Source organism: Pseudomonas cerasi (assembly GCF_900074915.1).
In the GTDB taxonomy this organism is placed as follows: domain Bacteria; phylum Pseudomonadota; class Gammaproteobacteria; order Pseudomonadales; family Pseudomonadaceae; genus Aquipseudomonas; species Aquipseudomonas cerasi.
In genome coordinates this window covers 1-11,314 of record NZ_LT222318.1, presented here as the reverse complement: position 1 = coordinate 11,314, position 11,314 = coordinate 1, and the positions used below count along the sequence as shown (strand labels likewise).

Genomic DNA, 11,314 nt, shown 5'->3' with positions numbered 1-11,314 from the left:
CCAGAAAAGGCTCATAAACGCGAGCCAGCGGGTTTTCGATTGCAAGCCGCTACACCTAGGGAGGCGCTGCAAAAATAGCCAACTGTCCCCACCCTTGGCACACTAAGTTCCCTCAACCAGCCTCCCTCTCCGTGAGCGTTACGCGCGTGCAGAAGACCTTCTCCGAACTCGAATATACCGGCAAGAAAAAGCAGACTCGCCGAGATCGCTTCCTGGCTGACCTTGAACAGTTGGTGCCCTGGGCCCAACTGGAGGCGCAAGTGGCGCCGTTTTATAGCAACACCGCAGGCAAGCGCGGACGCCCTGCGATATCCGGGGTAGCGCAGCAGGCAAAGCTGAATCGCAAACCCGAGGCGATTGGCATCACCTCGTCGCTGACGGATCAGCGACAGGTCGGACTCGTTGAAGGTGTAGTAGCGGATCAGATCGTCCTGACTGTCAGGCAGTGCGAGCAAGGTGTCGCGTTCACTGGCCGAAAGGATCAAGCGACGAGGCATGTGTCAGTCATCCGTGCGTAGGTACTGGTAGAGGGTTTCCCTACTTATACCGAACTCACGGGCCAACTGGGCCTTCGGCTCACCGGCAGCGGCCCGTTGCCTGACTATGACGGTCTGTTCATCAGATAGGGCTTTCTTGCGGCCTCTGTAAGCGCCACGCTGCTTGGCCAGGGCGATGCCCTCGCGTTGCCGTTCGCGAATGAGCGCTCGCTCGAACTCGGCGAAGGCTCCCATGACCGACAGCATCAGGTTGGCCATCGGCGAATCTTCACCGGTGAAAACCAAGCCTTCCTTCAAAAACTCGATACGCACGCCGCGCTTGGTCAGCTTTTGCACCAGGCGGCGCAGGTCATCCAGATTGCGGGCCAGGCGATCCATGCTATGCACGACAACGGTGTCACCCTCGCGGACGAAGCCGAGCAAGGCCTCCAGTTGCGGACGCTGGGTGTCTTTGCCAGAGGCCTTGTCGGTGAACAGCTTGTTCACCTCGGCCTGCTCCAGCTGGCGCTCCGGGTTCTGGTCGTAGCTGCTGACCCGGACATAACCGATACGTTGTCCTTGCAAGGGGGTCCCCTCTATTTACGGATGCGAAAGACGCACTGCTCTATTTGCAAATGGCTGATAACGTCACGGAATTAACAATGGGGGGTAATAAAGTTTCGGGACTAATCACTAACTTTCATACTTGGCAATGTATGAGCTCAAAAATGCCCGCGATGTTAAAATATCAAATTCGCTCCCTGCATCCCGCAAGTACATAAATGCGATCTCAACATTTTCTAGGTTAAGTCGAGGGTCAAAACCGCGTTCTACTACTCGTTGCTGCCACCACTTGACGTTTTTGGGATGCATATTCAACGATATTTGGTAGATAAAAGTGGTTGTGACAGCAGCCTGCATCGTTTGTGTAGGGAAGCTTTTTAGCTGCTTAGCGAGCATTGAAGATCGTTCCTGACCCATTTTTAAGGCCATTTGCTCGATGAGATGAGGCTTGATATTCAGTGCGACACCAATGCTTCGCCCAATAAAACGGACATCGCTCCCACCCCAGCGGACTACGACCAATAATATGGCTATGGCTGCGACTGTAATTAACCACCACATGGATTATCCTCAGGTTTTGAAATTTTTAGATAAGAAATTGATGTGATCAATTCATAAATGTAATTGTGCAACTCTATGAAATCTAAATTCGGTTTACAGACAGGAAATGTACGCGGGACTCTCGTAAAAAAAGTTGCAACTTATAGTTGTCGAGGGTTGAACAATATGTGGATCCTGACGGAGTGAATTCGAGATGGATCAAGATACGATGCATCGCCAAGTTGTCAGTTCTTGATGTAGCAATAATTCCATTTTTGTTTACATGTGTTACTGCGGCTTTTGCGAGAGCGTGCGCGTAACCATTGCCTCTAGCAGCAGGGACGACAAATACCCAACCCAGCTCATAAGGGAATTCCTGCTTCACTAACGGAACCCCAGATGCATTAGCCACCCTCAGACGATACCCATCATGGGGATTCTTCATTGCAGCTACTCCAACCAACTGTCCATCGGTGCGCAGGAAAACTAAGTGTTTGGCAGCCATTACCCTTTTCCGTAGCCCACCAACTGCCACCTCGCACCCTTCCGTAACCAGGCGCATGAAATCATCAATTTCATAGTCCGAGCATTCACAGGGACTCTTCAAATCAATTTGATTCATAAGACTCTCCCCCTTGGTACTTCCGCAAGCGCAAAAGTCGAGACTTTTACCGATTGTGTAAGGCTGAAATCTGTAACCTTTGCTATCAGGTGTCAACATTATAGTTTAAGGGCCCTAAACTGACGGATTGCTAGAAGGTGCCCTGACGTCAGTTTAGAGTATATCCCAACCTGACATCACGCTTGACGACACATTATTATTCACTATGATTATATTTAAATCGAAACGAATCAGGACTAACCGCATATGGCAACCACCGCCAAAACCCGATCTGTCACAGCTCACGTTCCGGTTCAGCTGGCGGAAAAAGTCGATTTGATGGCTGAGCGTCTGGAGCGCTCTAAAAACTGGATCGTCAAGCAAGCCCTGTCTGCTTGGATAGACCAGGAAGAAGAGCGTAGTCGCCTGACCCGTGAGGCCTTGGCTGATGTTGACGCTGGACGCGTTATTGATCACCAAGCCGTCCAGGCCTGGGCTGACAGTCTTAGCACCGACACTCCGTTGCCGGTGCCGCGCTGATGGAATTGAAGTGGACAAGCAAGGCGCTTTCCGACATTACCAGGCTATACGAGTTTCTGGCCTTGGCGAATCAACCTGCCGCAGCACGAGTAGTGCAGCAACTCACCACAGCACCTACCACGCTTCTGACTAACCCGCGCATTGGCGAACGCCTAGAGGAGTTCGAGCCAAAGGACGTACGCCGAATTCAGATCGGCCAATACGAGATGCGTTACGAGGTAGCGGATTCAACTATTTACCTGCTGCGCCTGTGGCACACCCGCGAAGACCGATAGAGGAACGGAACACACCAACTGGCGGGCCTACGACTGATCGGAAAACCTTAGCGTACGATTTTTTCCGAATTCTGTAGGCTCCCCAAATAGCGCGTGACGACTTCGAGGACCGCCGAGAGCGACAGCGGCAAGGCATCGACTTGGCCAAGGATGCAGGTCGATACCTTGGACGTAAGCCGGATACCAAAATGCATGAACGGGTCATTGCACTTAAAAGCGGTGGATGTAGCATTGCAGAGACTGCTCGACTGGCGGGGGTCAGCGTCAGCCAGGTAAAACGTGTTTGGTCGCAGTACCTGGCAGCTAAGCCCGATGTCTGAAATGCTGCTTGGTTCAGATACCCTGTCTATGACCCTGCTAAATTATTTTCAGTCTCTCGGTCAACAGTATCAAACCCTTTTCATTAGGCACAAAAATGCTCAATTTATCCGCAGAGCAACACCAACTGGCGAAGATAGTCCATGATTATGCCAGCCTATTTCCATCGACAGAAAGTGGCGATAGCCAGCTACTTCAGGGCTGCTATGACTATATGATGGCTTTCAAACAGGTGCTCGACAGCTCATCAAAGGTCCAGATGGACTACATCTGCCTGCAATATCCAGGATTGTTTCGTTTCGCGAAAATGATGGAGTTGCTGGCCCAAGGTATTGCTGATGGCGTCATTCAGGTACCGAAAGAACACTAAAAGTGACAGACCAGAAAATTCTGGCGGTTATGACGATTGAAATCAGCTTAACGTACTTTAAAATCCGTTTTCTGAAGCGCCCCATTTGGGGAAGATCACAAGCCAAAACAGAGGCAAAAGCCATCGCCATCTTCCACGCCAGTACCAAATCGATAGCACGCAGTGCCGGACGTTCGTCCGTTGCTGCGGCTGCCTATCGGTCTGGTACTGAGCTGGTCGATATGCGTACCGGTCTCGTCCATGACTACACTTGGCGCGATGGTGTTTTTTACACAGCAATCATGTTGCCGGACGGCACCAGTGCCGAGCGCAATGCTCTGTGGAACGCCGCCGAATCCGCAGAGAAGCGCAAGGATGGCCGGACAGGTCGCGAGTGGATCATCGCGCTACCCGCCGAACTGGATGAAGACGCGCGCCAAGAACTGGCATCTGCGTTTGGCATCGAGCTGGCCACCCGTTACGGCGTTGCCGTTGACTTGGCGATCCACTTGCCAAATCGTGAAGGCGACAACCGCAACCACCATGCCTTTGTGATGACCACTACCCGGCAGGTCAGCCGTGATGCAACTGGTCTGCTGGTGATGGGTGAAAAGTCCACTATTGAGCTTTCGGATACCAAACGCCGCAGCGTGGGCCTTGGTTCCGCAGCAGATGAAGTGGTCGCCATCCGCCGGTTGTGGGAGCAGATGGCTAACCGCGCCCTGGAGAACGCTGGTTCAGATGCCCGAATCGATTCACGCAGTCTCAAGGCGCAGGGCCTAGATCGCGAGGCGACCATGCATCTTGGGCCGGTGGCCAGCGACATGGAGCGCCGCGGAAAGGCCTCTGATCGGGGCGATGGCAACCGGAAAGTTGCTGTGAATAACGCGATGCTCGAGCAGATTTAATGAAGGCCCGTGGATTTCTGAAGCTGTGACAACTGACGTAGCGAAGGCGAAATGACGCGCGCTAGCCATTTTTCATCCAGCGGCGGAATAGCACCCAATTGTTCTGCGATGTACACACATTGCAGTAAGGTTTGCTCCAGTAGCAGATAGGGCGCACCGGTTTCGTCTTCCGACATTTCCAAGAAAGACGGTGACGTCGTCGCCTTTGTGGCCTTCTTGGCATGTTCTGCGGCAAATTTCATATCCAAACGCTCTAGCCTCGACTCACTAGAGACCGTCACCACGGGTTTACCCCATTGCTTGTTAAGCTCGGCTTTGCTCCACCAGGTGGAACCTAACGGTGCCACCAGTTTCGCTTCCTCTAAACTCCATAGCGCGTCTAACATCTGCTCCAGACTGAGCATAACCATGCGCTCACCATTGACCTCCAATTCGAAGGCCAGCCGCTCTGGCGTATTGTCATCCTCATCGAATCGAACTCTGGTCGGCCAAGCTATCAATTTCAAATCATCAGAAAGCTGCAATGTCCTCTCCTGTGATCATGGAAAAAAAGGGTCCGAAGAGCAATGGAATAGCCAACCAAATTAAGCAGCATCGAAGCATGAATGTCACCGCCACTGTAAAAATGACCCCCTAACGCCAACCTAGAATTGACCCCCCTGGGTAAAACTGGCGGCTTTGAGCTGCCAATATGTTGACCCAGGAGCAGTCTGTGGAAATTAAAGTGTTGGCCCGTCAGGGCCATGGCATCAAATTCATCGCCCGTGAGCTGGGTATTTCGCGTAACACCGTGCGCAAGTACCTGCGAAAGGCCCGGTCGCTACCCAGTGACAAGGTGAGACCCGCACGTCCGTGCAAAATCGACCCCTTCAAGGACTACCTGCACGAGCGTATTGAGGCGGCGCGCCCACACTGGATTCCGGCGACCGTCCTGCTGCGTGAGATCACGGCATTGGGGTACAGCGGCGGCGTCAGTCGTCTGAAGGCTTATATTCGCCCCTTCAAACGTAAGGCAGAAGAGCCGGTGGTACGTTTCGAGACACTGCCCGGCAAGCAGATACAGGTGGACTTCACCACCATTCGACGAGGCCGTCAGCCGCTTAAGGCGTTCGTGGCGACACTTGGTTTTAGTCGAGCAAGCTTTGTCCGTTTCTCCGAGCGAGAGGACAGCGAAGCCTGGCTGACAGGGCTTCGGGAGGCGTTCGCTTACTTTGGCGGCGTGCCCGAGCAGGCATTGTTTGATAACGCCGGAACCATCATCACCGAGCGAGATGCTTTTGGGGAGGGCCAGCACCGTTGGCATCCCCGATTGGCTGCGCTGGCCGATGAGTTTGGTTTTATTCCCAAGGTCTGCCGCCCTTACCGTGCCCAGACCAAGGGCAAGGTTGAGCGCTTCAACGGGTATCTGAAGGGCAGTTTCATTACCCCGTTGGCCGCTACGCTCAAGAGTGCGGGTCTGACGCTGGATGTGGTGACGGCCAACGCACATATCGGCCAATGGCTCGACGAAGTCGCTCATCAGCGGATTCACGGCACGACGGGTGTTCAACCGGCGGTACGTCTGGCCCAAGAGCAGCAGGTACTATTACCACTGCCAACACAGAGCCTGCGCCCACAACCCGCCCAAGGCCTACGCCTGGGACGGGTCCTGCCGTACGAGAGCTTGCAGCATCCGCTGTCGGTTTATGAGCAACTGCTGGAGGTGAGAGCATGAACCTTCAACATGCTCGCCTGACAGAACTATGCAAGGGGCTAAAGCTTGAGCGCGTCGGGGTGGACTGGCCGCACCTGGCCCAACAAGCAGCAAGCGGCGAAGACAGCTTTGCCGACTTCCTCGAAAAGCTGCTGGCTGCCGAGACCGATGCCCGAAGTGAACGCTCTCGACAGGCCCTGCTGAAAACTGCCGCGCTGCCCGCTGTGAAAACGCTGGAGCAATACGACTTCGCGTTTGCCACCGGCGTCCCCCGGGCACAGCTCCAGGAGCTGGCAGCACTGAGTTTTGTTGGACGTGCCGAGAACATCGTGTTCCTGGGGCCTAGTGGTGTAGGCAAGAGCCACCTGGCTATCGCCCTGGCCTACCGGGCAGTGATGGCCGGTATCAAAACCCGCTTCGTCACGGCGGCTGACTTGATGCTGCAACTGACCGCTGCGCACCGCCAGGAACGGCTCAAGGAATACTTCAGTCGTGTGGTGATGGCCCCTGGGTTGTTGGTCATCGATGAAATCGGCTACCTGCCGTTTGGTCGTGATGAAGCCAACCTGTTCTTCAATGTTGTCGCCAAGCGCTACGAGCAAGGCAGCCTGATCCTCACGAGTAACTTGCCGTTTACCCAGTGGGCCGGAACCTTTGCGGATGATCAAACACTGACAGCGGCCATGCTGGACAGGCTGTTACATCATGCCCATATCGTGCAGATGACAGGTGAAAGCTATCGACTCAAGGACAAGCGCAAAGCAGGAACCAAATCTTCTCGGGCCGAACCGGCTCGAAAATATGAACCCGAGGGGGGTCAAAACTAAGTTGGCGATTTAGCACGGAAGGGGGTCACTTTTTAGTTGGCGTTGACACATGAACACAAAAATTTCTTACCTGATCACCCACCGCACTTCCCTGGAACGCTGGAGTGAGCACTACGCTAGTCCAGTTTGGGGATATTCTTGCCGTGCGTGGACGACGTTCACCACTTCTATGCGCGTTGAGGTGACACGATAAAACACCAGGTAGTTAGGATGGGCAACGATCTCGCGCATTCCTGGGACGCGGTCACTTATCGCATACAGATAAGGATGTTCTGAAAGGGGCAGAACGATGCCACGCAAGCGCTGCCATAACCTTTCGGCAGCAGCTATATCACGTGAACCTATGTATTCGATTATTGCCGCCAAATCGTTGTCCGCTGATTCTAGCCAGAAAATGGGTAGCATCAGGACGCTCGGCGATGGCGCAATCGTGCCAACCGCTCTGCCATCCTTCTCTCGACTTCATCATGCGGGATAGCAGGGCGCGAGTCGGCCAGACTGGCCTCCACCTTCGCGCGTAGCCAGGCGGTGTAATTGGCCTCTAGCTCTTCAGTTTCAAACTCCGAAACGATAGGCGAACGATCAATCATAAGGATTTTCTCCATTTATCTCTGAGTGAGTTTACACCCGAGCAACTGACGAAGGAATTTTCGGCGGTTCCGGCGTGCAACCCCTTCTATGAGACGCCGCCCTTGTTGATCGCATCGTTCAGCACTTTAGCCGAGACGAACTTGATGGCTTTCTTGGCAGCAATTTCGATAGCAGCACCAGTCGAAGGGTTGCGGCCAGTGCGTGCTGGACGCTCTGCCACTTTCAATTTGCCGATGCCCGGTAGAGTGATTTCTGCACCGCTTTCCAGTTGGTCGGCAACAATCTGTCCCAATTGCTCAAGAGCCTTACGCGCTGTGGTTTTTGGCGCATCGATAGCTTCTGCAATACCGGCAACCAATTGGTCTTTGGTCAGAGCCATTGTGGTGTTCCTTCCCTATCAAATTCATTTGGATTGCAGAGTAAGGGGTCAGCTTGGGGCAGGCAAGAGTCCCGCTCTCCAATAGCAGCCTCCATCTACCACGAAATGTAGAGACACGAACCAGGCTTGAGTTTGGCCAGAACACTCACTGGCAGCAGTGCTGGCGGGCTATGCAGCGCAATACTGTGAAGGCTCCACGCACTGAATTCATACGCTCACTCCCCATCATGAACCATCCTCATGTTCTGTTGTTAAGGACTCTCCGGCTTGCGGCCCCTGCGGGACCGCAGGTATCTGATGTACAGCATATGACACCACCTGGGCGCGATCCGTCAGGGCCTGTTTTTTCAGGCACTGAACGGCCTCTCGGGGTGCCGCTTGGTCGCCCGGGGTTACCGTTGGCATCGCGTCTGCGCTCACCTTGAGCACACTCACAGTGGCAGGCTTGGTCACCTCAGACAGGATGTGTGCGTACCTGGCCACCGTGCTCGCAGAAACGCCGGCGAGTGCTGCAATCGCAGATCGCACCAGTGCCTTGCCCTGGTCTTGGAGCTGACGGCACGCGGCGCGTATCTTCGATTCGGTGGCTTTGTGCCGCAGTTCATGGGTGCGCCTGGCAGCCAGGCTTTGCCGCTCGGTAAGCGACAAGCTGCTATCGAGCTGCATTGCGCCTCGGTGGCAACGACGATCACCGGTGTAGCGATCCCACGTCCAGCGACCTACGGATTTGACCGTGGCACGTATCGACGACAGGGGCAGGTTTTCCGAGAACCCCTGCTTCAGAAAGCTGTTGTGGTTGTAGGCATACGCATCGAGCGAGCGCATGAATGACTCGAACGAACCCAGCTCGCGCTCGCGATTGACGATGCTGTACGCAAAATAGCGCAGCTGCTCGAACAGGATGCAGTGGCGCGAATGGCTGACCTGGTCCAGCTTGGGCCCTGTGGCCCACGGCTTGACGGTCAACTCCACAGCGCTCGCCAGTTCGCCCAGTTCGTACACGTGGCTATGAAATTCGGTCGTCTCCCACCAGGGATGGCCAGGTGTTTTGGCAACCGGGCCACCGTGGTAGTCCACGTCCGCGTCGAGGCGAGCCGCAAACGCGGCATAGATCGCTTTCATGTACTGAATCGGCTTGGCCCGTGCATTCTCTGTCGTGCATACGGACGGCACGGCATAGAACAACTGGGAATGGCCGCTTTTGCGGTTGCGCACCATCAGGTTCGGCGCGGGCAACCCGGCATCGTCCCAGGCCAAGGCGTTGGCATGGTCGAGGTCGAACACCAGCCACGACACCATGCCGGGGCGATTGACCTGCATATAGGGGTAACGCAGGGCGTATTCACGAGGACGGACGCGAGTCGCGGTTTTGTCGTCACTGCACCGCGCCATGTACGGCGCTTCCAGCAATAAACGGTTGAGCGCAGTGCCGTCTTCAAAGAAGCGGGCCGGGGGCAAGTGGGTGCTGCTGGCTAGCGGATCGGCGCTGGCCGTGGATGAGGCCGCGAGGGCAAGACTGATCGCGTTGTCGTGGCTCATGCTTCACCGCCATAGCCAGCAGGTTGGCCAACGGCGTGAAAGGGGGTGACGCAAGGGGGCAACTGGGGGGGCAGGGTGCGGTCATCGAGGACGCACAGCCGCTGAAGAATCTTTTCCATAAGTCCACCGTTCAGCGGTGAACTGAAGGCTTCACTTTTGACGACTTGCACAAAGCCGCAGTGAACGCCATAATCAGCTCACGTTATGTGTGTTGAACAGGTATTCCGAAACCAAACGGCCTGTTCAAGATTTTCCAAAAAGCCCCGCCGGCAAGCGGGGCTTTTTGGTTTCTGCAATTCGTGAATCTACATCGTCGCTTTCCTGCAAATAAAACTGTGCCGGATAGTAGCATGGGACCTCCGCTTTTCGCCCTACAAAATCCGCTGCTTTCAACGAGCTAGGACGCTTTCCTGGCCACCACCGGCCTTTCATCGCTCGATGTGTTCAACAGCCGTGGGTAAAGCCCGCGCCGGAACCGCTGAAAATCAGCAGCGTCAAGCCAGGGGGCACTGGCCTCCCACGCGTCCCGAGGCGCACCGTCGAGCCGACCCTGGCTGATCAGCTGATACGCTTCATCGTTGCGCCCATCGTCGTTGCAGATGAATTTAGAAAAGTGGTTTGTCATGGTTGTCTTTCCTCAGTTAGCGTTTCAGTGCAGGTACATGGCCATACCGCGCAAAGGATACTTTTGAGCCCATAAACTGAAGGTCCGCTTCGGTGCTCAAAACCTTCACTGCGTGGATGTAGCTGTCGTTCGCAGCGAAAACGTCCCCGCCTGGGAAGTCGGCCAAGCCGTTGACGATAGCGGTGTGACCTTCCAGCCTGAATGCATTAGGAACATAAGCGCCGACATTCTCGGAAACGTACAGGATGGGAAGTCGGCCATGATCCGTTGCACGGGCCGCAAAGTGCGAATGAACGATACCGGCGCGCTGTTCGCTGACGAGATTGTCACGTGAAAAGAGGACAACCCAGGGACGCCAGCGGCTTTCGAGTGCGCAGTCAGCCAGGTCCACGGGAAGGTTATGTTCACGTAGGTCCAGGGCGCGAAACCCCATCAGTGTCTCGTGTAGCTCCAATTCGGTTGCAGCCTTGAATAACGCCGTGTCCTGAATCGCTGCAGCGGTGCTTTCTATCAGGATCAAGCCAGTCCTTGCCATTGCGCTCATTCGCTCCAGGAGCAGAATCAGTGCAGGCCGCAGTGCGTGTTGCTGCTGCCCGATGAACAGCAGTGGACCGACATCAGCAAAATCCAGGTCCAGGCGAAAAAGGGTATCCAGTACGGCCTGGTGAGCGTCGCTCCGCCCCGTGAGTGTCCAGAACGGATTGCGCCGGTTCATGCCCAGCCGATCTGAGAGGGCATCAAGACTGGCAAGGGAGGTGAAGCCTCGCGAAACTGCCATAGCCTGCTGGCACACAGCGAGCGAGTGCTCTGTGCCAAAGACCTGCTGTGATTTCTTCTGGAGGCGCTTGGCGTCGCGCTTGAGCGAGGTGAGATTACGAACAGCTTGCAGGGTTAAAAGGCGACTCAGTGAAGTGCTCATGGGGTTCCTTTGCGCCATATGCGGTGACGCCTTCTGGTTCGATGGCTGTGAACGGATGAGACGTGGCTCAACCGGACAAAGCGCTGGATAACGCGTTTACAGCCCACTCAGGACAAGATCGAGAGCTGGGCTTGGCGGGGTCATTCAGCCATGAACAGGGCAGCCTGCGG

At 55.1% G+C, this 11,314-nt stretch carries 16 protein-coding genes and 3 pseudogenes; 8 read left to right on the top strand and 11 right to left on the bottom strand.

Translation table 11 applies throughout. The annotated features are described in order from the left end of the window. Positions 1-146 precede the first annotated feature (146 nt). Positions 147-318 (top strand): annotated as a pseudogene (locus PCPL58_RS28890) (IS5/IS1182 family transposase); the annotation flags it as partial. On the opposite strand, the pseudogene PCPL58_RS28885 reads toward PCPL58_RS28890, so the two are convergent. The 4 genes and pseudogenes from PCPL58_RS28885 to PCPL58_RS28880 all read right to left on the bottom strand — a co-directional run. Then, a pseudogene (locus tag PCPL58_RS28885) lies at positions 312-497 on the bottom strand (DUF4158 domain-containing protein); the annotation flags it as partial. The pseudogenes PCPL58_RS28890 and PCPL58_RS28885 sit on opposite strands and share 7 nt — an antisense overlap. A gap of 3 nt (positions 498-500) precedes the next feature. Next, the gene (locus PCPL58_RS02435) at positions 501-1,061 is read right to left on the bottom strand and encodes a recombinase family protein (protein ID WP_065348730.1); all 561 of its coding nucleotides are present in this window, start codon (positions 1,059-1,061) and stop codon (positions 501-503) included. Between the two features lie 108 nt (positions 1,062-1,169). Then, the gene (locus PCPL58_RS02430; protein ID WP_065348729.1) at positions 1,170-1,601 is read right to left on the bottom strand and encodes a DUF1198 family protein; all 432 of its coding nucleotides are present in this window, start codon (positions 1,599-1,601) and stop codon (positions 1,170-1,172) included. 82 nt (positions 1,602-1,683) lie between these two features. Further along, the gene (locus PCPL58_RS28880) at positions 1,684-2,202 is read right to left on the bottom strand and encodes a GNAT family N-acetyltransferase (RefSeq protein WP_083188299.1); all 519 of its coding nucleotides are present in this window, start codon (positions 2,200-2,202) and stop codon (positions 1,684-1,686) included. Between the two features lie 246 nt (positions 2,203-2,448). Between PCPL58_RS28880 and PCPL58_RS02425 the strand changes: the two genes are divergently transcribed. The 5 genes and pseudogenes from PCPL58_RS02425 (at position 2,449) to mobQ (ending at position 4,571) form a co-directional block, all read left to right on the top strand. Next, positions 2,449-2,721 carry a CopG family ribbon-helix-helix protein gene (locus PCPL58_RS02425; RefSeq protein ID WP_015060662.1) on the top strand — a complete coding sequence of 91 codons (273 nt, stop codon included), beginning with the start codon at positions 2,449-2,451 and terminating at the stop codon, positions 2,719-2,721. Beyond that, the gene (locus PCPL58_RS02420) at positions 2,721-2,996 is read left to right on the top strand and encodes a type II toxin-antitoxin system RelE/ParE family toxin (RefSeq protein WP_057425920.1); all 276 of its coding nucleotides are present in this window, start codon (positions 2,721-2,723) and stop codon (positions 2,994-2,996) included. The genes PCPL58_RS02425 and PCPL58_RS02420 overlap by 1 nt, the downstream gene beginning before the upstream one ends. 77 nt (positions 2,997-3,073) lie before the next feature. After that, positions 3,074-3,316 (top strand): annotated as a pseudogene (locus tag PCPL58_RS28875) (helix-turn-helix domain-containing protein); the annotation flags it as partial. Between the two features lie 95 nt (positions 3,317-3,411). Continuing rightward, the gene (locus PCPL58_RS02415; RefSeq protein WP_065348728.1) at positions 3,412-3,684 is read left to right on the top strand and encodes an arylsulfatase regulator; all 273 of its coding nucleotides are present in this window, start codon (positions 3,412-3,414) and stop codon (positions 3,682-3,684) included. Between the two features lie 2 nt (positions 3,685-3,686). Further along, positions 3,687-4,571: a MobQ family relaxase gene (gene mobQ, locus PCPL58_RS02410; protein WP_231995748.1), complete on the top strand. Its 885-nt coding sequence runs from the start codon at positions 3,687-3,689 to the stop codon at positions 4,569-4,571. On the opposite strand, the gene PCPL58_RS02405 is transcribed toward mobQ, so the two are convergent. Further along, complete coding sequence (locus tag PCPL58_RS02405; protein WP_003348567.1) at positions 4,568-5,095, bottom strand: hypothetical protein; 528 nt, start codon at positions 5,093-5,095, stop codon at positions 4,568-4,570. The two genes, mobQ and PCPL58_RS02405, sit on opposite strands and share 4 nt — an antisense overlap. Before the next feature lie 167 nt (positions 5,096-5,262). Between PCPL58_RS02405 and istA the strand changes: the two genes are divergently transcribed. Then, positions 5,263-6,285: an IS21-like element ISPsy4 family transposase gene (gene istA / locus PCPL58_RS02400; protein ID WP_002551322.1), complete on the top strand. Its 1,023-nt coding sequence runs from the start codon at positions 5,263-5,265 to the stop codon at positions 6,283-6,285. Next, complete coding sequence (istB, locus tag PCPL58_RS02395) at positions 6,282-7,091, top strand: IS21-like element ISPsy4 family helper ATPase IstB (RefSeq protein ID WP_005741073.1); 810 nt, start codon at positions 6,282-6,284, stop codon at positions 7,089-7,091. The genes istA and istB overlap by 4 nt, the downstream gene beginning before the upstream one ends. 111 nt (positions 7,092-7,202) lie before the next feature. On the opposite strand, the gene PCPL58_RS28870 is transcribed toward istB, so the two are convergent. From PCPL58_RS28870 to PCPL58_RS02370, 6 genes are all read right to left on the bottom strand, one after another. Continuing rightward, positions 7,203-7,496 (bottom strand): type II toxin-antitoxin system RelE/ParE family toxin, encoded by a 294-nt coding sequence (locus PCPL58_RS28870; RefSeq protein ID WP_003348565.1) that lies wholly within the window; start codon positions 7,494-7,496, stop codon positions 7,203-7,205. Beyond that, positions 7,496-7,681, bottom strand: coding sequence for a type II toxin-antitoxin system RelB family antitoxin (relB, locus tag PCPL58_RS31950; RefSeq protein WP_003348562.1), 186 nt, complete (start codon positions 7,679-7,681; stop codon positions 7,496-7,498). Before relB ends, PCPL58_RS28870 begins: the two co-directional genes overlap by 1 nt. Before the next feature lie 86 nt (positions 7,682-7,767). Further along, positions 7,768-8,061 (bottom strand): HU family DNA-binding protein, encoded by a 294-nt coding sequence (locus tag PCPL58_RS02385; RefSeq protein WP_003348560.1) that lies wholly within the window; start codon positions 8,059-8,061, stop codon positions 7,768-7,770. A 225-nt stretch (positions 8,062-8,286) separates the two neighbouring features. Next, complete coding sequence (locus tag PCPL58_RS02380) at positions 8,287-9,600, bottom strand: replication initiation protein (RefSeq protein WP_065348727.1); 1,314 nt, start codon at positions 9,598-9,600, stop codon at positions 8,287-8,289. 397 nt (positions 9,601-9,997) lie between these two features. Next, positions 9,998-10,225, bottom strand: a complete 228-nt coding sequence (locus tag PCPL58_RS31465; protein WP_057433430.1) for a hypothetical protein — start codon at positions 10,223-10,225, stop codon at positions 9,998-10,000. A gap of 16 nt (positions 10,226-10,241) precedes the next feature. Further along, positions 10,242-11,144 (bottom strand): hypothetical protein, encoded by a 903-nt coding sequence (locus PCPL58_RS02370; protein ID WP_053479517.1) that lies wholly within the window; start codon positions 11,142-11,144, stop codon positions 10,242-10,244. Positions 11,145-11,314: the final 170 nt, after the last annotated feature.

Coding starts and splice junctions, on each gene's coding strand:
- PCPL58_RS02430 (WP_065348729.1), bottom strand. CDS start 1,601: ATGTGGTGGTTAATTACAGTCGCAGCCATAGCCATATTATTGGTCGTA.
- PCPL58_RS28880 (WP_083188299.1), bottom strand. CDS start 2,202: ATGAATCAAATTGATTTGAAGAGTCCCTGTGAATGCTCGGACTATGAA.
- PCPL58_RS02425 (WP_015060662.1), top strand. CDS start 2,449: ATGGCAACCACCGCCAAAACCCGATCTGTCACAGCTCACGTTCCGGTT.
- PCPL58_RS02420 (WP_057425920.1), top strand. CDS start 2,721: ATGGAATTGAAGTGGACAAGCAAGGCGCTTTCCGACATTACCAGGCTA.
- PCPL58_RS02415 (WP_065348728.1), top strand. CDS start 3,412: ATGCTCAATTTATCCGCAGAGCAACACCAACTGGCGAAGATAGTCCAT.
- istA (WP_002551322.1), top strand. CDS start 5,263: ATGTTGACCCAGGAGCAGTCTGTGGAAATTAAAGTGTTGGCCCGTCAG.
- istB (WP_005741073.1), top strand. CDS start 6,282: ATGAACCTTCAACATGCTCGCCTGACAGAACTATGCAAGGGGCTAAAG.
- PCPL58_RS28870 (WP_003348565.1), bottom strand. CDS start 7,496: ATGCTACCCATTTTCTGGCTAGAATCAGCGGACAACGATTTGGCGGCA.
- relB (WP_003348562.1), bottom strand. CDS start 7,681: ATGATTGATCGTTCGCCTATCGTTTCGGAGTTTGAAACTGAAGAGCTA.
- PCPL58_RS02385 (WP_003348560.1), bottom strand. CDS start 8,061: ATGGCTCTGACCAAAGACCAATTGGTTGCCGGTATTGCAGAAGCTATC.
- PCPL58_RS02380 (WP_065348727.1), bottom strand. CDS start 9,600: ATGAGCCACGACAACGCGATCAGTCTTGCCCTCGCGGCCTCATCCACG.
- PCPL58_RS31465 (WP_057433430.1), bottom strand. CDS start 10,225: ATGACAAACCACTTTTCTAAATTCATCTGCAACGACGATGGGCGCAAC.
- PCPL58_RS02370 (WP_053479517.1), bottom strand. CDS start 11,144: ATGAGCACTTCACTGAGTCGCCTTTTAACCCTGCAAGCTGTTCGTAAT.